This is a genomic window from Thalassotalea sp. ND16A (genome assembly GCF_000764205.1).
In the GTDB taxonomy this organism is placed as follows: domain Bacteria; phylum Pseudomonadota; class Gammaproteobacteria; order Enterobacterales; family Alteromonadaceae; genus Thalassotalea_A.
Map to the genome: position 1 here is coordinate 102,073 of NZ_JQDZ01000009.1, position 25,221 is coordinate 127,293.

At 42.3% G+C, this 25,221-nt stretch carries 18 protein-coding genes and 9 tRNA genes; 19 read left to right on the top strand and 8 right to left on the bottom strand.

Translation table 11 applies throughout. The features are described 5' to 3' along the window. Positions 1-145 precede the first annotated feature (145 nt). The 3 genes from ND16A_RS17215 to ND16A_RS20070 all read right to left on the bottom strand — a co-directional run bounded on the left by ND16A_RS17215 (position 146) and on the right by ND16A_RS20070 (position 4,353). Positions 146-1,597, bottom strand: a complete 1,452-nt coding sequence (locus ND16A_RS17215) for a tryptophan halogenase family protein (RefSeq protein WP_327143687.1) — start codon at positions 1,595-1,597, stop codon at positions 146-148. A gap of 165 nt (positions 1,598-1,762) precedes the next feature. Then, complete coding sequence (locus ND16A_RS20065) at positions 1,763-3,721, bottom strand: TonB-dependent receptor (RefSeq protein WP_081945418.1); 1,959 nt, start codon at positions 3,719-3,721, stop codon at positions 1,763-1,765. Next, a complete protein-coding gene (locus ND16A_RS20070) occupies positions 3,688-4,353 on the bottom strand; it encodes a TonB-dependent receptor plug domain-containing protein (RefSeq protein ID WP_052072791.1) in 666 nt (221 codons plus the stop codon). Before ND16A_RS20070 ends, ND16A_RS20065 begins: the two co-directional genes overlap by 34 nt. 576 nt (positions 4,354-4,929) lie before the next feature. On the opposite strand from ND16A_RS20070, the gene aqpZ reads away from it, so the two are divergent. Further along, positions 4,930-5,628 (top strand): aquaporin Z, encoded by a 699-nt coding sequence (gene aqpZ, locus ND16A_RS17210; RefSeq protein ID WP_033075968.1) that lies wholly within the window; start codon positions 4,930-4,932, stop codon positions 5,626-5,628. Between the two features lie 147 nt (positions 5,629-5,775). Here the strand turns inward: aqpZ and pgi are convergent, their stop codons facing one another. After that, positions 5,776-7,437, bottom strand: a complete 1,662-nt coding sequence (gene pgi / locus ND16A_RS17205; protein WP_033075969.1) for a glucose-6-phosphate isomerase — start codon at positions 7,435-7,437, stop codon at positions 5,776-5,778. 323 nt (positions 7,438-7,760) lie between these two features. Here pgi and ND16A_RS17200 point away from each other — a divergent pair, with 323 nt between their 5' ends. Next, positions 7,761-8,780, top strand: a complete 1,020-nt coding sequence (locus tag ND16A_RS17200; protein ID WP_033075970.1) for a LacI family DNA-binding transcriptional regulator — start codon at positions 7,761-7,763, stop codon at positions 8,778-8,780. Positions 8,781-8,806: 26 nt separating this feature from the next. Here ND16A_RS17200 and ND16A_RS17195 read toward each other — a convergent pair whose 3' ends face one another. Then, a complete protein-coding gene (locus ND16A_RS17195) occupies positions 8,807-9,427 on the bottom strand; it encodes a TetR/AcrR family transcriptional regulator (protein WP_052072792.1) in 621 nt (206 codons plus the stop codon). A 233-nt stretch (positions 9,428-9,660) separates the two neighbouring features. On the opposite strand from ND16A_RS17195, the gene ND16A_RS17190 reads away from it, so the two are divergent. The 11 genes from ND16A_RS17190 to ND16A_RS20910 all read left to right on the top strand — a co-directional run bounded on the left by ND16A_RS17190 (position 9,661) and on the right by ND16A_RS20910 (position 15,722). Beyond that, positions 9,661-10,782 (top strand): efflux RND transporter periplasmic adaptor subunit, encoded by a 1,122-nt coding sequence (locus tag ND16A_RS17190; RefSeq protein ID WP_052072793.1) that lies wholly within the window; start codon positions 9,661-9,663, stop codon positions 10,780-10,782. 13 nt (positions 10,783-10,795) lie between these two features. Then, positions 10,796-13,873 (top strand): efflux RND transporter permease subunit, encoded by a 3,078-nt coding sequence (locus ND16A_RS17185; RefSeq protein ID WP_033075972.1) that lies wholly within the window; start codon positions 10,796-10,798, stop codon positions 13,871-13,873. Positions 13,874-14,077: 204 nt separating this feature from the next. Next, positions 14,078-14,154: transfer RNA gene (locus ND16A_RS17180), tRNA-Met, on the top strand. Between the two features lie 28 nt (positions 14,155-14,182). Continuing rightward, positions 14,183-14,267 (top strand) — tRNA-Leu (locus tag ND16A_RS17175). 10 nt (positions 14,268-14,277) lie between these two features. Further along, positions 14,278-14,352: transfer RNA gene (locus tag ND16A_RS17170), tRNA-Gln, on the top strand. A gap of 66 nt (positions 14,353-14,418) precedes the next feature. After that, a tRNA-Gln gene (locus ND16A_RS17165) sits at positions 14,419-14,493 on the top strand. Positions 14,494-14,586: 93 nt separating this feature from the next. Further along, positions 14,587-14,663, top strand: a tRNA-Met gene (locus ND16A_RS17160). A 40-nt stretch (positions 14,664-14,703) separates the two neighbouring features. Beyond that, a tRNA-Leu gene (locus tag ND16A_RS17155) sits at positions 14,704-14,788 on the top strand. 467 nt (positions 14,789-15,255) lie between these two features. Next, positions 15,256-15,340 (top strand) — tRNA-Leu (locus tag ND16A_RS17150). Positions 15,341-15,430: 90 nt separating this feature from the next. After that, positions 15,431-15,531: transfer RNA gene (locus ND16A_RS20905), tRNA-OTHER, on the top strand. Positions 15,532-15,621: 90 nt separating this feature from the next. Further along, positions 15,622-15,722: transfer RNA gene (locus ND16A_RS20910), tRNA-OTHER, on the top strand. 86 nt (positions 15,723-15,808) lie between these two features. On the opposite strand, the gene ND16A_RS17145 is transcribed toward ND16A_RS20910, so the two are convergent. Then, the gene (locus ND16A_RS17145; RefSeq protein WP_081945419.1) at positions 15,809-16,762 is read right to left on the bottom strand and encodes a tetratricopeptide repeat protein; all 954 of its coding nucleotides are present in this window, start codon (positions 16,760-16,762) and stop codon (positions 15,809-15,811) included. A 72-nt stretch (positions 16,763-16,834) separates the two neighbouring features. Beyond that, a complete protein-coding gene (locus ND16A_RS17140; RefSeq protein ID WP_033075974.1) occupies positions 16,835-18,013 on the bottom strand; it encodes an FAD-dependent oxidoreductase in 1,179 nt (392 codons plus the stop codon). Positions 18,014-18,434: 421 nt separating this feature from the next. Here ND16A_RS17140 and ND16A_RS17135 point away from each other — a divergent pair, with 421 nt between their 5' ends. The 6 genes from ND16A_RS17135 (at position 18,435) to lnt (ending at position 24,549) form a co-directional block, all read left to right on the top strand. Continuing rightward, positions 18,435-18,746 carry a hypothetical protein gene (locus ND16A_RS17135; RefSeq protein ID WP_033075975.1) on the top strand — a complete coding sequence of 104 codons (312 nt, stop codon included), beginning with the start codon at positions 18,435-18,437 and terminating at the stop codon, positions 18,744-18,746. A 275-nt stretch (positions 18,747-19,021) separates the two neighbouring features. After that, positions 19,022-20,470, top strand: a complete 1,449-nt coding sequence (gene miaB, locus ND16A_RS17130; protein ID WP_033075976.1) for a tRNA (N6-isopentenyl adenosine(37)-C2)-methylthiotransferase MiaB — start codon at positions 19,022-19,024, stop codon at positions 20,468-20,470. 43 nt (positions 20,471-20,513) lie between these two features. Further along, positions 20,514-21,518: a PhoH family protein gene (locus tag ND16A_RS17125; protein ID WP_443080261.1), complete on the top strand. Its 1,005-nt coding sequence runs from the start codon at positions 20,514-20,516 to the stop codon at positions 21,516-21,518. A gap of 13 nt (positions 21,519-21,531) precedes the next feature. Further along, positions 21,532-21,996 carry an rRNA maturation RNase YbeY gene (gene ybeY / locus ND16A_RS17120; protein WP_033075977.1) on the top strand — a complete coding sequence of 155 codons (465 nt, stop codon included), beginning with the start codon at positions 21,532-21,534 and terminating at the stop codon, positions 21,994-21,996. A 31-nt stretch (positions 21,997-22,027) separates the two neighbouring features. Then, the gene (locus tag ND16A_RS17115) at positions 22,028-22,909 is read left to right on the top strand and encodes an HlyC/CorC family transporter (protein WP_033075978.1); all 882 of its coding nucleotides are present in this window, start codon (positions 22,028-22,030) and stop codon (positions 22,907-22,909) included. A gap of 74 nt (positions 22,910-22,983) precedes the next feature. Then, positions 22,984-24,549 (top strand): apolipoprotein N-acyltransferase, encoded by a 1,566-nt coding sequence (gene lnt, locus ND16A_RS17110; protein ID WP_052072794.1) that lies wholly within the window; start codon positions 22,984-22,986, stop codon positions 24,547-24,549. Positions 24,550-24,558: 9 nt separating this feature from the next. On the opposite strand, the gene ND16A_RS17105 is transcribed toward lnt, so the two are convergent. Continuing rightward, complete coding sequence (locus ND16A_RS17105) at positions 24,559-25,212, bottom strand: DUF2959 domain-containing protein (protein ID WP_033075979.1); 654 nt, start codon at positions 25,210-25,212, stop codon at positions 24,559-24,561. Positions 25,213-25,221 lie beyond the last annotated feature (9 nt).

Here is a 25,221-nt window from a genome sequence, read left to right on the forward strand (position 1 = left end):
TAATTACCTACTTTAACCACCTATATTAGCCATATTGCTAGATGGTTTGGAATCCGTATTGTTTTATTTTATTAAGTAATTCTCTATTGGTAGGTAATTGTTGTTGTATTTGTGTTGCGATATGTTGCACTTGCTCAAATTTGTGTTACGCCGTATCTGCCATATCAAAGGCGGATTGTTTGTAAGTTAAATTTTGCTCAAAGCCCATACCATATAAGACATACTGATAACTTTCGAGCGGGAAAGGCTCATACACATTATCAAAGTCATAATCGGTCAATGCCTGCTCTTGCCAGCGTTCTAATGATTGCAGCAGTGTTGCCGGAATGGTGTCGGGATGTTTATTATCTTGCCAAAACGGCTCGCTACGTTTTGATAATAAGTAATGCATTTTGATGAAATCGATGGTTTTCTGCCAGCGAAACTGAAACGAATCGTTAAACTTTTGTTCAATCAACGGCATGCTTTTACGGTTTTTCGGAAACAGCTCGCTCAGCATATTTGCCGCCGCCTCAATCAAGAAAATAGCAGAGGCTTCCAGTGGTTCAACAAATGCAGCGGAAAGCCCTACCGCTAAACAGTTCTTGTGCCAAAACTTTTCTCGGTAGCCAACATTCATTTTAATTTTTCGGGCAACCAGATTTTCGGCTTGTGGGCCAATATAGTCACGTAACAACTGTTCGGCGTCTTCATGGCTGGTATGTTTCGATGAATAGACATAGCCGGTGCCACGGCGGTTTGACAAGGCAATGTCCCAGGTCCAGCCTGCCGCTTGTGCGGTAGAAATGGTGCAACTGGCAACATCAACTTCTTCATTTTCATACGGCACTTGCATCGTCACCGCATGATCGGTTAACAAGGTATTGGCAACGCTTTTAAATGGCACGTTTAATGCTTCACCCAACAGCAGACTTTTAAAGCCGGTACAGTCGACAAAAAAACCACCATCGATAGTGCCATTGGTATCGGTTGTTATCGATTGAATATAGCCATCGTCATCGAGATTTACTCCGGTGACGTTGGCGGAAATATGTTTTACGCCAAGCTGCTCAGTGGCATGCTCACGCAATAAGTCGGTAAATAAGCCGGCATCTAAATGATAGGCATAATTTTGAATACCCTCAAATTCTTTGCTGGTAATGGCTTTCGGCGCTAAATTCATTTCACAAATTTGCCCTTGTACACTTACCGAATCGGCATAACTTAAGTTATCGCCAATTTTTCCTAGCTGCCAGTAAGGCGCTAAGTTAAAATCTGAGGGGTCAAAAATGGAGGTAAATAAATGATAATAATGGTTGTCCACACCCGCTTTTGGTGCCTGCTGCCAGTTAACAAATTTGGTTGCCTGCTTTAATGAGGCATTACATCGGCGCAAAAATGTGGTTTCACTAATGCCCAGTTTCGCCAACGTTTTACGCATCGTTGGCCAGGTACCCTCTCCTACCCCTATGGTGGGAATGTCAGGAGATTCAATTAAAGTGACTTGTACTGAGTTTGAATTATTGCTGTTAAATTGTTTGGCTAAATTGGCAGCGGTCAGCCACCCGGCAGTACCACCACCGACAACCACAACATGATTAATTCTTTCATCTGACATGAGCAATTTCCTCAACAATAGTAATATCTCATTCTAAGCGATTACCATTAAGATCCAACCAAATATAAACAAACTATCGCGATTTATCTTTGTGTTTACTTTTGTATTTAAAGTAAAGGGAAGGCAAGCCTTCCCTTTTAATATTAATAACTTGTTAAGTTATTATTACATGCGGTAAGTCGCTTTAAGGAAGTAACGTGAACCGTTGTCTACGGCGGTACGTAATGTTTGTGCGCCGCCACTGTGACGAGCATAAACCACTTCTCCACCTAAGTTGATACCTTCTACAGAAATGTCAAGGTTCTTAGTTGCGTGCCAGGTAAAGTTGGCATCTAGGAACGCTTGCTCATCGTTAGTATCTAACTGATTCGCAATTGCCGTACCTGGGGCTAAGAACTCGCTACGATAGGTGTAGGCAACACGAGCAGCAAACAAATCGTTCTCATAGTAACCCGTAAGGTTATAAGAGTTGCGTGAGTTACCTGGCAGTTGTATTTCCTCACCCGCATCGTTTTCTGCTTTTGCATCGGTGTAAGTGTAGTTAAAGATTGTGCCAAAGTTACCAAAAGATTGCTGATATTGGAATTCAACACCATCAACATTACCACCACGGCCCTGTGCAGGAACGGTTACACGCCATTCTTGCGGTACACCATCTTCATCAGGGAAAGTCTGAAGTTCTTGCTTTTCGGTGATGAACGATTTGATGTCTTTAGTGAAGTAAGCAACTGAGGCTAAAGATTCTTCATTAAAGTACCACTCTAAACCAATATCCATTTGCGTCGCACGGAACGGGTCAATATCCGGGTTACCACGAGCAGCCGTGTAAGATGTTGGATTGATGTTCGAGTAAGATGGCGTTAATTGACTGTAACCGGCACGACTCATCACACGAGCAGCAGACATACGTAAAATCACATCATCGGCTAAATCGAGTGCAAGGTTTACGCTTGGTAACCAATCTTCATAATCACCGTCTACGCTTGATAATTCTCCGGTCGGGTCAAACGATGAACCGGTAGTTTCCGTTGAGGTATAACGTAAACCAACGTTACCACGGAAAGAATCGCCAGAAAAATTGGCTTGCACATAAGTGGCAAAAATATCTTCTTCTACTTTACCGTAAGCATCGGTCCGGTCATTCCAAGACACTATCTTCGAATCTAGATAATTCGCATATTTACCACCATCTAATTTCACGTATGAAGATACTGAGCCTGACGCCATCACTTCATCAAAATCTTTTAATGTGCCGTCAGCAAACTGTGAAATATCCGCCACTTGATAGTCATCACTTAAGACGGCATTTGATTGCGCCTGTGTAAATTCGTGGCTACGAAGTTTAATGCCGGTTTCGATTTCAGTAATCGCCCCAAAATCTACATCAAAAGTAGCATCTAGCTGTGCGTAGGTTTCTTCATCGCTTAGTTCCGTTCTTGCAATGGAACCACCTTTATGTTCGAAACTGGCAGGATCGGTAGTATCAAAACCTGGTGTGGCAAGATACATGGTTTTGTTACGATCCATATCGAAATCAACCGTTATGCCATCATCTACCGGGCCAGTTGTCCAACCGTTACCCCATAAACCATTATAGTTACCACCGTTACCACCTTCAGATTCGGTCATACCTACAACCGCTTTCACCGTGTAACCATCACCAGTATATTCAACGGTAATATCATAAACGCTTGATTCGATTTCAGCACGACGAGTATTGGTATCTTGAGCGACACCATTAATGCCAGTAACAGAACCGGTTAATGGCAAGCCATTAGCGCCTTCGGCTAAACGGCCGGTAGACGTGTAAGTGCCACCAAAACCGCCATTGTCGGCATTTGAATTCCAAGGACCACAACAACCGTTGTACGCCAGGAAGTTTTGGTTAGTATTAAAAGCATCTAATTTGGTTTTTAATACATGACCGGTTACTAATAAGTCATCTGAGATTGCATATTGAGCGGTAACATCGTACGCATCACGAGTTCTGTCTTGGTCAAAGGCAGCAACACCAGATGCTGACCAACCTTCTTCCCAGTAGTTTTCGGCTTTACGAGCACGACCGATAGTTTCAAGAGTAGACGCTGTAACTAAAAAGCCGACTGTTTCAGCGTCATTTTCCAGCTGTACATGCCCGTGGCACCCACACCTGTTTCATCATCTGCTAAGCTGTTGGTGTTGGCTTCAACGGAAGCAAATACGGTATTCGCATCCATATCTAAAGGACGACGAGTATGCATAATTACCGTACCACCCACGCCACCTTCATCAAGTGAAGCTTCCGGTGATTTGTATACGTCTACACCAGCAACCAATTCTGATGGCATCAAATCCATGTTAAATGCACGGCTGTTTGCCGATTGTGAGAACCAGGCAGTTGAAGCAACAAAGTTACCGTTTAACTGAACTTGTGTTAATTGTGGGTCAATACCACGAATTGACACTTCGTTACCTTCACCAGTAAAACCACGGTTGATGGTTACACCAGAAACACGTTGTAATGATTCTGCGATGTTTTTATCTGGGAATTTACCAATGTCTTCTGCTGAAATCGATTCAACGACGGCATTGGCAAAACGTTTGGCATTAAGGTTTTTCTTTAAACTACCGCGAATACCGGTAACTTCAATAACTTCAATTTTCTTCTCAGCGCCAGCTTGAGCTTCTTCAGCAGCTGTTGCAGAAGCAACGCTTCCGACAAGAGCTACAGCGATACTGCTTGCTAGTACATGTTTTTGGAATTTGAATGACGACATATTCTTTCCTACCCTTACATTTATTTTAGTTTTCACTGTTGTTGCACTTTTGTTGAGCTGTTATCGGAATACCACAACAAAGATTCTGTATGAAGGTATCTTTGCAACCCGAATGACAGCGCTGTCATAAAGCTTGTACTAAAACATACACAAAAAATAACCACTTGGCTACAAAAAAATTACAAAATAAGCATTTCTTTATTTATTAAGCACTAATGAAACAAACATAAAACACGAAACAACCATTTACTTTCAACAACTTACAACCAAAAACATTAAAAGTCATTATTTTGTAAACTTTCAGCGAAACGTTCAAGAAAAGCAAACGAAACACAAAAACACACTGAAAAAATCAAGAAAAATTGAATTTTTTAAAGCGTTTTCGTTAAAAAGGAACTAAATTCCATTTGAGGTGAAAATTATTTATTGAGTCATTAATCAGCAGAAATAAAATTAACTAAATAATTAATATCAGTGACTTATACTAATGATTAAGTTTGAGTTTGAGTTTCAAGCATATACGAATAACAATTAATCGCTTAGAATTGAATGAAAAATAAACACAGGAATAACAATATGGCTTTAACAAATAAATTGGCCGCCGAATTTTTTGGCACTTTTTGGTTAGTATTAGGAGGCTGCGGTAGCGCGGTATTAGCTGCCGGCATACCCGATTTGGGCATAGGTTTTGTTGGTGTATCTCTGGCTTTTGGTTTAACGGTGATGACCATGGCCTATGCCATTGGTCATGTATCAGGCTGCCATTTAAATCCGGCAGTATCTCTTGGTTTATGGTCAGGTGGTCGCTTTCCGGCCAATGAATTATTACCTTATATCGTTGCTCAAGTTACTGGCGGTATTGTTGGCGCGGCAATTTTGTATGCTATCGCATCCGGGGCGCCTGGTTTTGATGTTGCAGCCGGTTTTGCTTCTAATGGTTATGCACAGCACTCACCTGGCGGATATTCAATGTTGGCGGTATTAATCGCCGAAATAGTGATGACTTTTATGTTTTTGCTGGTGATCTTAGGCGCTACCGACAAACGCGCCCCAGCCGGTTTCGCACCAATAGCGATAGGCTTATGTTTAACCTTAATTCACCTGATCACCATTCCGGTAAGTAACACGTCAGTAAACCCGGCACGCAGTACCGGAGTCGCGGTCTTTGTTGGTGACTGGGCAACCGCACAGCTTTGGCTATTCTGGGTAGCACCAATTGTTGGCGCCCTAATTGCCGGTAAAGTTTTCGGCTGGGTTTCAGCTGAAGAAAAATAGTTATCTCATGATTTGATAAGCGAACAAAGTGACCCGACCTAGGGTCACTCCAAAGCTACGTGATACGAGCTACGGGCAGACTGAGTTAGTTTCAAACAATATCTAAATAAACACAATCTGCCAGTAGCCCATTGCCCGTGGCTATGTTTATTGCTGTTTAACGCTTTTATAGAACTTTATCAAATTCGTAGTCGAGCTATCATGTTGTGGCAACACTTCATCCGATAACAGTTCTTTTTCAATATCGGCTGCCAAGCCTTTCCCCAGCTCTACCCCCCATTGATCGAACGAACATATTTGTAGCAGTATGCCCTGAGCAAAAATTTTGTGTTCATATAAGGCGATCAGCTGACCTAAGGTTTTTGGGTTAATGCGAGTTAATAGCAGCGTATTGGTCGGTCGATTGCCTTCATGGACCTTATGTGGCGCAAGTTTGTCTATCACTTCCGGCACTCGCCCCTTCGCTTTTAAATCTGCCCGTACCTGTTGCTCATTGACCCCGGTCATCAATGCCTGAGTTTGCGCAAAAAAGTTAGACATCAAGGTTTCATGATGGCCGGCAACCGGGGTTACACTTTCTACCGAGCCAATAAAATCGGCCGGCACTATGTTATTACTTTGATGCAAATATTGGTAAAACGCATGCTGACCATTAATGCCCAGCTCCCCCCAAATGGATGGCACGGTGGCATAACCGGTCTTTTCGCCGTTCCAGGTAACCGATTTACCATTACTCTCCATTTCCGCTTGTTGTAAATAGGCACTGAGCATATGCAAGGTTTGATCATAAGGTAATATTGCTTGCGACTTAAAGCCTAAAAAGGTGCAATTCCATAGGCTCAATAGCGCCATCAGTACCGGTACATTTTCCGTCATAGGCGCGTGTTGAAAATGCTCGTCGATATCGTTGGCGCCGTCTAACAATTCGATGAATTTATCAAAACCTAAATCGAGCGCTATCGGCAAGCCAATCGCCGACCATAAAGAGAAGCGCCCCCCGACCCAGTCCCACATCGAGAAAATATTGTCCGGATGGATGCCAAATTCGGTCGCATTTTTAATGTTTGCCGATACCGCAACAAAATGGTTGGCGATTGCCGATTTATCATTTGCCGATTTTAGCAGCCATTGCGTGGCGGTATTGGCATTGGTCATGGTTTCCGTAGTGGTAAAGGTTTTGCTGGACACAATAAACAGCACTTTTTCCGGGTTTAACGGTGCCAATACTTCGGTAATTTGGGCGCCATCAACATTAGACACATAATGCACATTAACGCTTTGGTCACTATAATGTTTGAGCGCTTCGGTCACCATTTGCGGGCCAAGGTTAGAGCCACCGACGCCGATATTTACGATATCGGTAATGCGTTTACCCGAATAACCTTTCCATTGTCCCTGGCGCACTTGGTTAACAAAAGTCTCCATATGAGCTAGTGCTTGTTCAACCTGTTCGGCAACATTTTCGCCATCAAAGAGTATTTGTTTTTGCTTTCTGTTTCTCAGGGCGGTGTGCAATACCGCCCTGTTTTCGGTTAAATTGATGCGCTCGGCATTGAACATTTTGTCACGCCAGTCGGCTAAATCCACGTCTTTGGTTAACTGCAACAGCTCAGCCATCACCGAATCATCAATCAGGTTTTTTGAATAATCAAACAAGATATTGGGCAAGTTAATGGAAAACTTGTCAAAACGCTGAGCATCCATTGCAAACAAATCATTCATATGCTGATTTTTCATGCTTTCTGCCAGGGCAGAAAGCGCCTTCCAGCTGGGTAAATTTGTTCTGTTTGTTTCAGCACTGTGAGTCATAGCAATCCTATTTTATACTGAATCCGACAATTGATTGGTCAATAAATTATCGGGCTTGGTATTTTTGTAAACTTGATTAAATCTGTTATTAAACTATAGTTAAATGACAGCGCTGTCAATCCATTTGAGTTTAAACTTTAAAATGGCTGAAACAAAGCTATAACTGAGGATTCACCATACATGAATAAAAAAATCGCACTTTTCCATATTTTTTTACAACACCCCTTAAAAATAATATATAGTTGCGCTTAACGTTTTATCGAGTAACTATGCTACTGCAACCTTTATTCGTTAGAATTTTATAACAAGAAAAAGGATTTGCCATGAAAGTTACCATCAACGATGTTGCCAAATTATCTGGTGTTTCGATCAAAACCGTTTCGCGGGTTACCAATAATGAAGTCTCGGTAAGACAAGCAACCCGTGACAAAGTGATGGCGGCAATCCAAGAGTTAAATTACCAACCTAACCTGGCGGCAAGAAGTCTGGCCGGGACTAAATCCTATACCATAGCCTACATCTACGATAACCCTAATGCCTATTACATTATTGATATGCAAAACGGTATTTTATCTGAGTGTCGTAAACAAAGTTTTGAGCTGCTGATCCATCCGTGTAATTCAAAGTCGGCAGATATTATCGAAGAAATTGTCAGCATGATTAAGCAATCTCGAATTGCTGGCGTAGTGTTGACGCCACCGTTTTCCGAAATGCCCAGCGTAGCCGAGCGATTAACCGAGATCGGAGTGAAGTTTGTGCGAATTTTATCAGGCCGCAATGTGCCGGATACTGACTCGCCCTGTATCATGGTTAATGACTTTGATGCCGCCTTTGAGATCAGCCAGCACCTCATTGATTTAGGCCATACAGATATCGGTTTTATCAGCGGTGGCAAGGAGCATAAATCAACGCTCGAGCGTATTGAAGGCTACAAAGCTGCGTTAACTAAAAATAGTATTGATTGTCGCGAAGATCTGATCATTGATGGCGAATATTCGTTTGAATCAGGAGTTAAAGGCGCAGAACAATTATTGGCAAAGCCGAATCGCCCTACCGCCATTTTTTCCTGTAATGATGAGATAGCGGCGGGCGCATTATTTGCTTCCCGATTGCAAAATATCACCATCCCTGAACAGTTGTCGATCGTGGGTTTTGAAAACAGCCCGTTCTCGCGTCAAACCTGGCCGAAAATAACCACCGCAGACCAACCAAACCAAACCATAGCAAAACATGCCACAGCACTGTTAATTAACGACATTAGAGAACAAAAACCGGATGAAATTTGCGAACAAATTACCCCGAGCTTATTAGTAAGAGATTCTTCCGGTGCGGTTACCAATTAAGCTGAACTCGGAACAATTAACGCTAATTATCCTTTAAAACCGTAGCCACGTAAGAACAGAGCAACCGTGTTATCAAGGTAGTGGGCTATCTCGTCAGCGCCAAGCTGCTGTTCGGTATTATATTCGCGGCGCATTAATGCTTCGCCTTTAATAATGGCTAAAAACTGCACCGCCGCCATATGGCAATCATCAGCTTTGATTACCCCACGGGTTGAATAACTTGCGATCAATTGCGATATTTCTTTGATCACCGGTTCCGGCCCGGCACTGAAAAATAATTGTGAAATTTTTGGATTCGTTTGTGATTCAGAAATACAAACCCGATGAATCGCCATGCCCTCTTTTGACAGTAACAATTCGATAAACCCTTTGGCGAACGTTTTTAATGCTACCAGTGGATCTTTCAGCAAGGCTTCTGGCATTGAAGACATTCTAAACTCACTGCAGCGATGGCTTATCGCCGCGGTAAATAATTCATCCTTATTTCCAAAGTGACTATAAACCGTTTGTTTGGAAACCCCGGCAGATTTGGCAATGCTATCCATGCTGGTTACCGAAAAACCTTTTTCACAAAAATTCTCCGTGGCAGCACAGAGAATTAACTGTCGCTTTTCTTCGCTTTTACTTCTCACTTTGCTTTTATTCACGATTCACCTTTTGAAAGTACAATATATTTTGTTCATGTCGGATCTCTCAGCACATCATCTTAACAGGATCATTGCTTTATTATTGCGTCTTTAAAGCCGCTCAGAAATAACAAAACGTAATTTAACATACACTAATTGTAACAAATCACACTGGACAGTCTAGTTTAACCTATCTAAACTAGACCCATCAGTCTAGTTTGAATTATAGTTTTATTTAGGTATAAGAAGGCAATATGCAATCTCAACACGCCATCACACGTTTTTCATTTCCCCAATTATTAAAAATGTTCTTTTATCCCACCGTTGTAATTAGCTTGTTTGGCTGTGGCGAAAATCAACCACAAGCGAATATCGATACCAGCGCCTATGTGCACACGGTTGCCAGTGAACCCTTGCAATTACAGCACAGTTATCGGGTAATGCGAAAGTTTTCGGGCAGGGTAACATCGAAACAAAGTGCCAGTTTAAGTTTTGAAGTTTCAGGACGGATTGCCGCAATTTTTGTTGATGAAGGGGAAAGCGTCACTAAAGGCCAAATTCTTGCTCGTCTCGACACTGAGCTTTTAACCATTGAACAGCAACAATTACAGGCACAAGTCTTACAATTAAAGGCGGAAGAAGAACTGGTTGATGCCAACTTAACCCGCAGTGACGCGTTAATTGAAAATGGTTATGCATCGCAACAAACCGTTGATGAGTTAACCGCTCAGAAAAAAGTATTGCGCGCTAATCAGCAGCAATTACAAGCCAATCTTGCTGCCAAAAAATATCAAATCAATCATGCCACAATTTTTGCGCCTTTTGCCGGTACCATAAATAAACGACTAATTAATCTCGGTGAGGTAATTAATCCACAGATAGCCGCTTTTGAGTTGCAACAACATAGTAATTTTGAGTTAAAAGTTGGAGTGCCACAACATTTAATCGCGAAAATCAAACAACAGCAGGCGTTCAATTTAGAGGTCAATCAACAAACCATAACCGTAACAAGTTTAGCCGTAAATTCAGCGTTAAACGAGCGCAGCCGCACCGTACAATTGCGCTTCCCACTCCCCGATGGATTAAAGGCATACAATAATCAATTGGCATTTTTCAGTTTCGAACAACGTTATCAACAAGGTGGCTTCTGGATTCCTCTTACTGCGCTTACCGATGGCATTAGGGGTACCTGGAATGTATACACCTTGGCGCCAGAAAGTAATGATACTTATAAATTGCTGAGTCACAGTGTAGAGATCATTCATAGTGAACAAAACAGAGCCTTTATCCGCGGTGATTTAGCACAAGATCAGCTGTTGCTAAGCGCCGGAATGCAGCGCCTAGTACCTGGCCAACTCGTCAAGACTAATCTGTAGAGAGCACGATATTATGATTGAAGCGTTCGTTAAAAATGGTCGACTGATGGCCTTGTTGATAATCCTGATCATCGTCTCTGGTTTTGCCGCGGTGAATGTTCTGCCTCGCTCTGAAGATCCACACATGGTAAATCGTGCCGCCAGTGTCATCACCCGCTTACCCGGCGCAAGTGCTGAAAGAGTCGAAGCGTTGATCACCGAAAAGATAGAGCAAAAGCTACAAAAACTCGCAGAAATTGATTATTTAGCATCAACCTCCAGGCCCGAAATTTCGGTAATACAGGTAAAGCTTAAAGGCGAAGTAAGCGACTCAGAACCGGTATTTTCCCGCATTCGTGATCTGTTAGCTGATGTCCGGCCATTGTTGCCAGCCGATGCTTTAGAGCCGATGCTTATTGATGAAAGAACGTATGCTTTTACGCAACTTGTCTCATTAAACTGGGTCGCCGATGAACCGTCTGACTTACTCATCTTGGGCCGTTATGCTACTGAATTAAAATCACAATTGCGCTTGCTGGCGAATACCGATTTTGTCGATATTTATGGTCAAAATGATGAAGAAATATTGGTACAGCTTGATAAAAATGTTGCCGCCATGGCGGGTATTTCATTAATCCAGGTCAGCCAGGCAATTGCCAATGCCGATGTAAAAGTGCCTGCTGGTAAACTGATCAACAAGCATAACCAGATGCAAATCGAATTAACTGGCGCCCTTGATTCAATCGCACGGATACGCAATATTCCGATCATTTCAGACAGTCAAAGCCCGCTACTGGTCGGTGATGTGGCAACAGTGAAAAGACAAGTAAAAACACCAATGAGTGAATATGCCATCGTTAATGGCAAACCGGCTTTGGTGGTTGGAACGCGGATGATCCATGGTAACAGGATTGATAAATGGTCGAATAGTGTTTCCGAAAAGCTCAACGAATTTGCCCAATTACTGCCGGGCAGCATCCAACTGGAAGTACTGTTTGATCAAAACACTTACACCGAAACACGGTTAACTGACCTGATTGGCAATATCATTATTGGTTTTGCCATTATCGCTCTGGTGTTGTTTATCTCACTCGGTATCCGCAGTGCCATCATAGTGGTTATCTCTTTGCCATTGACCGTTTTATTTACCCTGTCAGTGATGAACTATTACGGTTTGCCAATACATCAAATGTCGGTAACCGGTTTAGTGGTTGCTCTAGGTATTATGGTGGATAACGCCATTGTCATGACCGACACAGTACAACAGAAAAAACAACAAGGAATTAATGGCTTACAAGCTGTATTAGAATCGGTTCGTCATCTTTGGTTACCACTGTTAGGCTCTACCGCGACTACGGTTTTAGCATTCATGCCTATTGTATTAATGCCGGGTGATGCCGGTGAGTTTGTCGGCGGTATCGCTTTAAGCGTGATCTTTGCCTTGATCGGCTCATACTTAATTTCACACACTATCGTTGCCGGTCTTGCGGGTCGATTTATCAAAGTGAATAGTCAAAAAACGACCTGGTATCACAACGGTTTAAGTTTGCCAAAAGCAGCAACCTGGTTTCAACGTACACTTGATTTCACTTTGAAAAAACCTAAAACGATGATGATCCTGGTATTGATCTTACCGATATTGGGTTTTGTCATGGCGAAACAACTCGATGAACAGTTCTTCCCGGCTTCTGATCGAGATATGTTTCAAATAGAACTATATATGCCGGCACAAACCAGCATCAAAGCAACCAAAGGCATCACCGAGCAGGTATCTGCAACGTTGGCGCAATACGCTGAAATAGAAAAATTGCGCTGGTTTATTGGCAAAAGTGCGCCGTCGTTTTACTACAATATGGTCAGTGCCAAAGATGGTATGCAAAACTACGCACAAGCGATGATAACCGCAAAGGATTTCTCAGTGGCAAACCGGTTAATTCCCGAGCTGCAAGTGGCACTTGATAAAACCTTTCCGCAAGCACAAATCTTGGTGCGCAAGTTAGAACAAGGGCCTCCGTTTAACGCCCCTATCGAAGTTCGGGTATTTGGCCCTAACCTGGATACCCTGCAGGAGTTAGGCAATGATATTCGCCGGGTATTCTCACAAACAGAAAACATAGTCCATTCTCGTGCTACTTTACTTCCTGGTACGCCGAAAGTGTGGTTACAGGCAGATGAAGACACCTTAAACGGTTTAAATTTACACTTGGTTGATGTTGCCAAACAACTCGAATCTGCTTTAGAAGGGGCGGTGCAAGGCTCTATTATTGAAGCGACTGAGTCGATTAATGTGCGAGTGAAAATTAGCGATAGTGAACGTGAAGACATTAATGCCTTGGCTAATTTTCCCATTGTAAACCCGCACAATGGCAGTTATTTACCGTTATCGGCGATTAGTCAGGTAAAAGTAAGCCCTAGCCGGGGAGCAATTCCGCATCGAGATGGTATGCGAGTAAACGTTATTGAAGGCTATATTCGCTCAGGGGTACTACCCTCAACGGTATTAAGCGACATTCAAGCTAGATTAGCCGAGCAACACTTTGTTCTGCCCAGTGGTTATTCCATTGATATTGGTGGTGAGTCGGGGGCAAGAGATAGAGCGGTGAGTAAATTAATGAGCAGCGTCGGCGTGATCTTAACCATACTCATTACCGTTGTGGTGTTGTCGTTTAATTCGTTTAGAATTTCCAGCATCATCTTTATTTCGGCATTTATGTCGATTGGCCTTGGTTTGTTAAGCGTATATGTTTTTAATCATCCATTTGGCTTTACCGTAATTATTGGTCTGTTGGGGTTAATGGGACTTGCCATTAACTCTGCCATCGTCATTCTCGCCGAATTAAAAGCGGATCCGATGGCGGTAATAGGTGATAAGTCGGCGATCATTCATGGCGTGTTAAGTTGTACCCGCCACATTAGCTCAACCACTATCACCACCTTAGGCGGCTTCTTGCCGTTAATATTAGCCGGAGGTGGATTTTGGCCGCCTTTTGCCATCGCTATTGCCGGTGGTACCGTATTAACGACCCTGCTTTCTTTTTATTTTGTACCGGCGGCGTTTTATTTAATGAGCAAAAAACGTAATTTTGAAAAAACCAGCGTCGCATTGAGTTAAAGTATAAACAAACCTTAATGCAGTTAAGTGGCAAAGATTACGCAAAAACTTAGTAATTAACGACGATATTTACCGCAAACTGATGACTCTTTAAGCAAACACACAAAAAGTCGCATTTTTTTTGAAAAAACAGTTGACGAGGGCAAGGCAGATTTGCATAATACGCCGCACTTGCTTGAGGCAACTCAAAACAAGTATTGGTATGGCTACATAGCTCAGTTGGTTAGAGCACATCACTCATAATGATGGGGTCCCAGGTTCGAGTCCCGGTGTAGCCACCATTCATATCAATTAATTTGATATACCTGTGCGGACGTGGCGGAATTGGTAGACGCGCTGGATTTAGGTTCCAGTATTCTAGGATGTGAGAGTTCAAGTCTCTCCGTCCGCACCATTTACATTGTTGGGATATAGCCAAGCGGTAAGGCAGCGGGTTTTGATCCCGTCATTCCGAGGTTCAAATCCTCGTATCCCAGCCAACTTTTTTATTTATTTAAATAGATTGGATGTGTATAAAGCAATAATGTAAATAAGAAGTTTAAAGTTGGGATATAGCCAAGCGGTAAGGCAGCGGGTTTTGATCCCGTCATTCCGAGGTTCAAATCCTCGTATCCCAGCCAACTTCTTTTCTTATAAAATTTAATATTCATATTAAATGAAAAACGAAAGCCTAGCGGCTTTTTTTTTGCTTTTTTAAAAAGTAAAATTTGTATGGCTACATAGCTCAGTTGGTTAGAGCACATCACTCATAATGATGGGGTCCCAGGTTCGAGTCCCGGTGTAGCCACCATTTTCTACCGATATCGAGTTATTTAACTCAATATCAAAATGCGGACGTGGCGGAATTGGTAGACGCGCTGGATTTAGGTTCCAGTATCTTGCGATGTGAGAGTTCAAGTCTCTCCGTCCGCACCATTTGATTTAAAGTAAACTAAAAAACTCCAAAGCTAACTTATTTTTTATAAGTTAATTTTGGAGTTTTTTTATGTCTGAAATTTAATCTCACGTGTACCGAAAAATAACGTCGTCATCCCGTTATGTTTTTGAACGGGATCTCCCTGAGCGTGCTGTGGTTCTATCGTTTAAAGCCTCTTTATAACCGAAATGAGATCCCATCCAAAAGCATGATGGGAAGACGGTGTATTTTTTCTAGTTTTGTTTATGTATCTAAATATCACCGACGGTCCCATATAAAGAGCTGAATCAAGTGCAAAAAAATAATTAAAACGAAATTAATATGAAAAATTTACATCGGTTGAGCCGACATTGCATGGTAGTAATAAGTTTTTTGAGTGTTTTTACAGCAGTCAGTTAAATATTTATTGTTTTTGATAAAAATTGCTTGCGCTTTGGCAAGCGTTCTCTATAATTCCCCTCGGATTGCGGACGTGGCGGAATTGGTAGACGCGCTGGATTTAGGTTCCAGTATTCTAGGATGTGAGAGTTCAAGTCTCTCCGTCCGCACCATTTAAACTCCGAAGATGATTTTTTTATAGATTATCTTCGGAGTTTTTTTATGTCTGAAATTAAGCGTAACGTTATTTTGTTATCTAATAAGCGGACGTGGCACTAATATAGGGAATAGACGCGCTGCCAGATATATTAAAAGCGTTCCAGTATTCTAGGATGTGAGAGTTCAAGTCTCTCCGTCCGCACCATTTAAACTCCGAAGATGATTTTTTTATAGATTATCTTCGGAGTTTTTTTATGTCTGAAATTAAGCGTAACGTTATTTTGTTATCTAATAAGCGGACGTGGCACTAATATAGGGAATAGACGCGCTGCCAGATATATTAAAAGCGTTCCAGTATTCTAGGATGTGAGAGTTCAAGTCTCTCCGTCCGCACCATTTAAACTCCGAAGATAATTTTTTATAGATTATCTTCGGAGTTTTTTTTATGTCTGAACATTATTACCTGTAAGTAACTCTGAAAGCTAGTTCCCCCTAAGTGCGCCAGATGCTAAGTTGTTAACCATGCGGGTGAAATCATCTGCAGACGCTTCAGAGCATGATACGGTTGCTGAACAGGGGCGACGATATAATCCTTTGCGAGCTTGAGCATCACGTTTTTCTGCCATAAAGGTTTCAAAAAAGGCAAAATCCGCTTCAAATAACTGCACCAGGGTTAATGGTGTCACCTCAATCACTTCCATTTCATCATCAGGAAATTCAGTTTTCGCTATGGTAGTGCCTTTATTTTCAGGGCTATTTTCACTGTCAATATTAGCAACTAGAGTGGTGCTTGCTGTTACTTCTTTAACATCATCCTTAACCTCTGCCTTAACCTTATCGTTAGTATTGGAAACTAACACCGTCTGTTCATACTCGCGGGCCAGCTCTGCTAACTGAGGAAAATGGTCAGCGGTTAGCACATTTTGTGACTTGAGATAGTTGGTATAGCTCTTCACTTGTTGGTGAGACGTGACAAAAGCTTTACTCAGCCATTTATCGGCTTCGTCATAATCGTGAGGGCCTAATTCATCTTGGCTGAAGATCATCCCCAATAAATAGCTAGCTTCCGGGTGATTTTTTCGGGCGGCTTTTTTTAGGTAACTGACGCCCTTTTCCAGGTCAACATAATCGGCTTCGGTTAAGTAAAACAAACCGGCTTTGTATGAACCGGCAACACTGAAGTATTTCGATGAACGTTTATACCAGCGCAACGCTTGTTCTTTGTCTATCTCGGTTCCATAACCCACATGATAAAAAGTGCCAAGCATTTCCATCGCATCGGCATAACCTTCTCGCGATTTGCGCTTGTATTCACTAAACCAATGCTCACACTCATTAGTGGCACACTTTTCAATGGCGGAATTGCTGGCGATTGCCGTAAATGGCAGGTGCGCACAGACCAACATGACTATCAGGCTGAGTATAGTTTTCATCATTTTATCCTTAAAATTAGGAACTTAAGCAATAACTGTAGAAAAAAACGACTCAAAAATCAAGTTTGCTATGTCTTAAATTCCACAGGCATATGCCAACGCTTTATTTTTTAATATCGGTGCCCGATGAGCGGCGAAAATGCCAATATTACGCAAAAACCTAACTGGCGTAGATGGATTGGCAAAGGTGGTATAAATGGCATCCATGCCTGTCATCATTATCAGGTTATCCATACGTCTGGCTTTCTCATAACGTTTTAACACCTGCTCGCCATGATAATTTTCACCCGAGCCTATCGCTTTCGCGATTACCGTTTGTAATGCCGCAACGTCTTTAAAACCAAGGTTAACTCCCTGCCCCGCCAATGGGTTTATGGTATGGGCCGAATCCCCTACCAACACGACTCTGCCTTTAACATAATCGTTGGCATGGCGGCGGGTTAAGGGAAAGGCACCTTTATTCACCACCTCGACTTTGCCCAAGCGTTTGGGGAAATGTTGATGAACTTCTTCTTGCAGTTGCCGATTTGATAATTGTGCCAGGCGCTTTATTTCCGCTTTTTGCTGATACCAAACCAAAGATGCGTTATTACCGGGCATCGGTAAAAACGCCAACGGCCCACCGGCAGCAAATTTTTGCCAGGTGATGTCTTGCTGGCCCACTTCGGTTGTTACATTGATCAACATCGCACTTTGTTGATAGTCCCAACCAGTAATTCCGATCCCGGCTAATTGTCTAACCTTCGAATTCGCACCATCGGCGCCAATGAGTATTTTTGTCGTCAGCGTTTGCGACGATAGTTCAACCAATACCTGGCTTTCATCCTGAGTAAATGAAACCAGTTGCTCGGGGCATAACAAGGTAACGTTAGCGTTACTTTGCAGTTGTTGCCACAGTGATAATTGAATTAAGCGGTTTTCAACAATATGGCCGAGGTGAGGCTGACCAATTTCATCGGCATTAAATTCGGCATAGGCAATATCATCTTCCCAAACCCCTAGGCGCTTATAGGCACAACTGCGCCAATTGGTGATTTGCTGCCAGGCATTTAATTGTGACAGTAATTGTTCTGACGCTAATGAAATGGCAGAAACCCGTAAATCAAAAACAGCTTGGCTTTGCTGCTCTTCATCGAAAGGCGATGGTGGCTTTACTTCAACCACCGCCACCTTTAATCCAAGCTCGGCTAATGATAATGCCGTTGCCGCACCAACCATGCCGCCACCAACAATTAAACAGTCTACTTTTAACACGCGTGACTCAACTTTTAAAATTGCTTATAACAGTGATTTTAACCAAGCTAAACACGAATACCAAGTGAATTACCGCATCAGAGCAATTTTATTTTTTTGAGATGAAGTTCATAAAAACCATCATAAAACACGACTAAATCATTGTTTATCAACGAATTAAAACCTTAACTAAGGAGCTGTCGATGAAGCGCATTTTTTCAACGATGAACGACAATTTCAAAGTTGAATGTAACAAGAATCGTCAATATGGCCGATTTGAAACATATGCTTACAAGGGTTTTGCAACGTTTTTTTAACATTGTGTATCCTATAAGCATGTACCAAATAAACCGTACAAAAAAATAATAACCGTAAACAATAAAAACATTAACAAATTTAAAAATTAACTTTAAAAATTAGCGAAAGCTTAAAGGAAAACATTATGAAAACTTTAGCCGCAACTCTTCTAGGATTAACCGTATTAGCCGCTCCTGCTGCATGTTTAGCAAGTCAGGTAAACGCTGCCGTAACGCCACAACAAATGCCAGTGTATGAAGTGGTATATGTAGACAGCGTAAACGTAGTTAGCCAACAAACGGAGCATACTTTACAAGCGTTGCACTATCAGAATATGTTAGATGTTCGCGCTAGTGCGAAAAACAACATCGAATACATAGGTGCGCGCTTGCATTTAAACGCCAGTGAAGTGGCAAAAGTAACGACTATCGCTGAGTTAGCCAACGTTGCAGAGTAATCAATACCTGATTTTAACCACAAGCACAGCCATAAATTAAACCGACAATTGTCTCAATTGTCGGTTTTTATCATTTAAAAACATTAAATTGCCGCCATATCTGCAATTGATACCAATTTATTACAAATTATTAACGCTATGATAGTGGCGTCAGCTGGGAAGAAAGAGTAAAATACGCCCCCTTTTGGTTAATAACCGAACAAATTTGATTGCGCGCGAGCTCAATCAGCGGTTGTTAGCGGTACACTACAGATTAATTTTTGGGCAAATAAGCAATGAGTAAAAAGCTTTACATTAAAACTTGGGGCTGTCAGATGAACGAGTATGACTCGCAGAAGATGGCTGATCTACTAGACTCTACCCATGGACTCACCGAAGTTAAAGAGCCAGAAGACGCGGATGTGTTGTTATTAAACACCTGCTCTATTCGGGAAAAAGCCCAAGAGAAAGTTTTTCACCAGCTCGGTCGTTGGAAAAACATGAAAAACGACAAGCCAGACTTAATCATTGGCGTTGGTGGTTGTGTGGCTTCACAAGAAGGTGATGCCATTCGTCAGCGCGCGCCATTTGTTGATATTGTATTTGGTCCACAAACTCTGCACCGTTTACCGGAAATGATTAATCAGGTAAATGGCGAACACACCTCAGTAGTTGATGTCAGCTTCCCGGAAATTGAAAAATTTGATCGCTTGCCAGAACCAAAAGCTGATGGCCCAACAGCTTTTGTATCGATTATGGAAGGTTGCAGTAAATATTGTACGTTCTGTGTTGTGCCTTACACCCGTGGTGAAGAAGTATCTCGCCCACTAGATGATGTGTTATATGAAATTGCGCAATTGGCCGAGCAAGGCGTGCGTGAAGTCAATTTATTGGGTCAAAACGTTAATGCTTACCGTGGCGATATGCACGATGGTAGTATTTGCCGTTTCTCCGACTTATTACGTTTGGTGGCAACGATTGATGGCATTGACCGTATCCGTTATACCACCTCACATCCGGTAGAATTTACCGATGACATCGTTGAGGTGTACAAAGACATTCCGGAATTGGTAAGTCACCTGCATTTGCCGGTTCAAAGTGGCTCTGATCGAATTTTAACGATGATGAAGCGTGGCCATACCGCCATCGAATACAAATCAAAAATACGCGCATTGAAAAAAGCGCGCCCAGATCTTTGTATGTCTTCCGATTTCATTATCGGCTACCCGGGTGAAACCGCTGACGATTTTGAAGCAACGATGAATTTGATCAAAGCTATCGATTTTGATTTAAGCTTCAGCTTTATTTACAGTGCCCGTCCAGGCACACCAGCGGCCGATGCTGTAGATGACGTCAGCGAAGACACCAAAAAGCAGCGTTTACATATCCTGCAAGACAGAATTAATACCCAGGCATTGTCCATTGCTCGCAAAATGTTAGGCACCGAGCAACGCATCTTGGTAGAAGGCCCATCGAAGAAAAATCCGATGGAATTACGCGGTCGTACTGAAAACAATCGTATCGTTAACTTTGAAGCGCCACATACAGTAATTGGCGGTTTCGTCGACGTTGAAATTACCGATGTTTACAGTAACTCTTTACGGGGTAAATTAGTGCGCACTGAAGATGAAATGGGCTTGCGTATTGCTCACTCTCCTGCGGATATTTTAGCGAACCAACATCATCAAATGCCAAAACATGGCACTGATGAATTAGGTGTAGCAACGTATACCCCGCAAGCGTAAAATAAGCTAAAGTAATAGCAGTATTAACAACATAGAGAAGCACTTGAGCAAAGACAAAACTAACCATGAATTGGTGATGGAGCCGGTAGATAACAATCGCTTTGTTAATTTATGTGGCCCATTGGATGAAAACTTACGAAAAATTGAACGACGCTTAGGCGTAGAAATCAGTTATCGCGGTAATGTCTTTAAAATTCATGGCAAAGAAATTGTTTGCCAAGCGGTGAGCAAGTTATTAAAAGATCTCTATGTTGAAACCGCCGTGGTAAAAGGCAAAGCTGGCATCATTAGCCAGCAAGAACTGCATTTAGCGCTAAGCCAGGTAAACGTGCTGGAACAAGAAACCGAACTTGCCAACGAATTTGAGCAAATGGTGACCATTAAAACCAAACGCGGCATCATTAAACCTCGCAATGAAAACCAAAGCGATTATGTCCAAAACATTCTCATCAATGACATCAGTTTTGGTGTCGGCGTTGCTGGCACTGGCAAAACCTATTTGGCCGTAGCTTGCGCCGTAGATGCGCTTGAACGTCAGGAAATACGTCGGATATTGTTAACTCGCCCTGCGGTTGAAGCGGGTGAAAAATTAGGTTTTTTACCTGGTGATTTATCACAGAAAGTCGACCCGTATTTACGCCCGTTGTATGATGCCCTGTTCGAAATGCTAGGCTTTGAAAAAGTGGAAAAACTGATCGAGCGTAACGTTATCGAAGTGGCACCACTTGCCTATATGCGCGGTAGAACCTTAAATGATGCCTTTATCATTTTAGATGAAAGCCAAAATACTACGGTTGAACAAATGAAAATGTTCTTAACCCGCATTGGTTTTAATTCTAAAGCAGTAATAACCGGCGATATCACCCAAGTAGACTTACCGCGTGGTCAACGCTCAGGTTTGCGCCATGCCATTGAAGTACTCGATAACATTAAAGGCGTAGGTTTTAATTACTTTCAAGCCAAAGATGTGGTCCGTCACCCGGTGGTTGCTCGAATTGTTGAAGCTTATGAAAAGCACGAAGACATACACCAAACACCACACCGCTAAATAGAGCAAGTTAATGACTAACAGCACCATTACCGTTGATTTGCAAATTGCGTGTGACAATAAGCAGCTGCCAACTAGCGAGCAATTTCAATTATGGGCAGAAACCGCATTACAGCCCTATGAAAAGAGCTTTGAGTTGACCATAAGAGTGGTCGAGCAAAGCGAATCGCAACAATTAAACCATCAATATCGTGGCAAAGATAAATCCACCAACGTGTTATCGTTTCCATTTGAAGTGCCAGAAGGGATTGAGCTGGATCTGTTAGGCGATCTTATTGTTTGTGCCGATGTTGTTGAATTTGAAGCAAAAGATCAAAATAAAGAAGTTTTTGCCCATTGGGCACATATGATCATTCATGGATGCTTGCATTTATTAGGTTATGATCATATAACATCTGATGAAGCAGATGAGATGGAAGCGATAGAAATTAGATTGCTGGCTGAATTAGGCCATAGCGATCCGTATATCGCCTCTTAATGTTAATTAATATAGGTATATAAAAAGCTCTATGAGCGACGAAAACTCCCAGTCTGGAAACGGCTCTGCAAAAACCCTGTTAGAAAAAATAGTTCAGGTATTTACCGGAGAGCCGCAAAATAAAGAAGAACTGGTTGAAGTGCTAAACGATGCACAAGACCGAGACTTGATCAAGCCGTCAACCAAGCTCATGCTTGAAGGTGTATTAGAAGTAAGTGATATGCGCGTACGCGATATCATGATCCCGCGCTCACACATGGTTACCATAGACATTGAACAAACGGTAGAAGAGTTTCTGCCCATTGTTTTAGAGTCTGCCCATTCAAGATTTCCGGTGGTTAACGATGACATTGATCATATTGAAGGCGTATTGCTGGCCAAAGACTTATTAGCTCATGCATTTAAAGGTGACACCAACGAGCTGACCATCAAGGAACTGCTGCGTCCGGCAATAATTATTCCAGAAAGTAAACGGGTTGAACCTTTATTAAAAGAGTTTCGTCAAGAGCGCTACCATATGGCGGTAGTGGTTGATGAGTACGGTGGTGTTTCCGGTTTAGTGACCATTGAAGACATACTCGAACTGATTGTTGGCGAAATTGAAGACGAGCATGATGACTTGCTTGAACGCGAAATTCGTCAATTAAGCGGTAATGTTTATCAGGTGAAGGCATTAACTGAGCTAGATGATTTTAACGAATACTTTAACAGCGAATTCGACGAAGAAGCCGCTGACACCATAGGTGGTATTATCATTCATCAGTTTGGCCATATGCCACGCCGTGGTGAAAGCACCAAAATAAACGATTTTGAGTTTAAAATTGTCAATGCCGACAAGCGTCGTATTCAGCAATTACAAGTTACCGTGCCCAAAGGTCATGAGATCACTGGTAAACTTGCCGACGAGCGCTAAGGCGCTCGTATACACAAACTATACAGCTAAGTTACCACTCTAGCTTTTCATAACAACAATAAAGAAATACATTTATGAGCCAAGTAAACGGACGAACTGTTCAGATAAAGCATCCTGTACTGGCACTGTTGTTCAGCTTCTTAGCCGGTTGTAGCTTAGTATTTGCCTTTGCGCCATTTTCTTATTGGCCGGCCGCTTTTATCGCGGTGATTATTTGGCTCTACCAAATCAATAACAATACCGTAAAACAAGCAGTTAAACATGGCTTTAGTTTCGGCTTTGGTTACTTTACCGCCGGCATCAGCTGGGTCCATGTATCGATAGAGCAATTTGGTGGCTTGCCATTAATTGTGTCGTTAGCGTTAATGCTGATGCTTTGTGCCTACCTTGCCCTGTTCCCTGCCCTTGCCGCATATTTATCGGCAAAATTGTCGGCCACGAAACGGCTTAATCTGTATTACTTACCATTTATTTGGCTATTTACTGAATACTTGCGCAGTGTGCTGTTAACCGGATTTCCCTGGTTATCCTTAGGCTACAGCCAGATAGACAGCCCATTGGCAGCGCTTGCCCCTATTGGTGGTGAAACGACTATCAGCTTTGTCATCATGCTAACTTGCGTCACGGTTTTTCAACTATCGAACAAAGTTCAAGTAACAACCAACGCGGTGGTGATAGCGCTCGTGCTGTGCACAATCCTGATAAGTAATAATCTAAACTTTATAGAAACCACAGGAAAAAGTTTTAAAACCGCCTTAGTGCAAGGCAATATTAAGCAAGAACTTAGATGGGATGAAGTTGCTGAAGAAAATATCATCGACAGTTACATAAACAGCACAGAAGCGTTATATGCCAGTAATGATGTGGTGATTTGGCCGGAAGCGGCGATCCCAAGAATAGAGCCGTTGTCACAAGAGTACCTGCGCTACCTTGATTTGCAAGCCAGCAATCACCAGTCAAGTTTGATCACTGGCATTGTCAATTACGATCCAGCTACCAGGAAGTTCTTTAATCGTTTAGTGGTGTTAGGCAACGAACAAGCACAAGATACCCAGGGAAATTATTACTACGGCAATGCCAACCATTACAACAAACACCATTTATTACCGATTGGTGAATTTGTGCCATTTAGCGAGTTATTACGCCCGATTGCGCCATTATTTAATTTGCCGATGTCGTCATTTTCGCGCGGTGACTATGTACAGCATAACATTACCGCCAATGGCTTAAATTTTGCTCCGTTAATTTGTTTTGAAATAGCCTTTCCCCAACAACTTGCCGCCAATATCAAAGCGCATACCGATGCGATATTGACAGTAAGCAACGATGCCTGGTTTGGCGCCTCACATGGTCCGGATCAACATTTAGAAATTGCCCGTATGCGTGCCTTAGAATTTGGCAAGCCGATGTTGCGTTCGACCAATAATGGCCTTACCGCCGTCATCGATCATCACGGCAAGATCACCGCCGACATTCCTCAGTTTAGTAAAGCGATATTGCAAACTGAAGTAGCATTGGTAACCGGCACCACCCCATATACCGTTTGGGGCCGTTACCTGGATAAACTCTTAATGCTGTTGTTTGCGCTATTTTGGTTAGTAACAAGATATGCCATTAAATCATCGAAACTGAATAAATAATCGTATAGATTAAGAGTCAGGCTCCAACAAATCGATAAATTGTTGCGACTGGGCAATGGCTTTGTTCATTTCAGTTAATAATGATTGTACATCACGCTTTATCGATTGATATTCACCTTCTAGCGTTCCTATCGCTCTGGCGTTCAAGTTATGTTTTAAATACAAACTATTGTCTTTTAACGCAGCCAGTACCGGTGCCATTTTCTTTTCGGCCCGATGCATTGACTTAATTAACGATTGATAGTGTTGCTCGGTTTTGCCTAATTTATTCTGACTCTGCCGTTTTAACTTAGCACTGCTGTACTGGTTAATTTCATCACGCCATTCAGCAAACAACGCTTCGGCGACATCTTCTACGCCTGCAATTCTATCGGTTACTTGCTCAGCGGCTTTCTTACTTGCCTGGTAATGATCGTTGGTAAGTTCATATTGCTCGGCCAAATCACCGCCATCAAAGGCAATAAGTTCAGAAAACTGCTCAAGCGCCGACTTAAATTCTTGCTGTGCCTGTTGTTGCGCATCTTGGGCGTTTTCTACCCGGTCGACCATGATATCGCGTTTATGCTGGCCAACGGTTTCCATTGCCGAATAATAGGCCGATTGACAGGCAAGCAAACTAAACAGACTAACCAGTAAGAATAACCTTTGATAAATTATTTTCATTATCTTCCT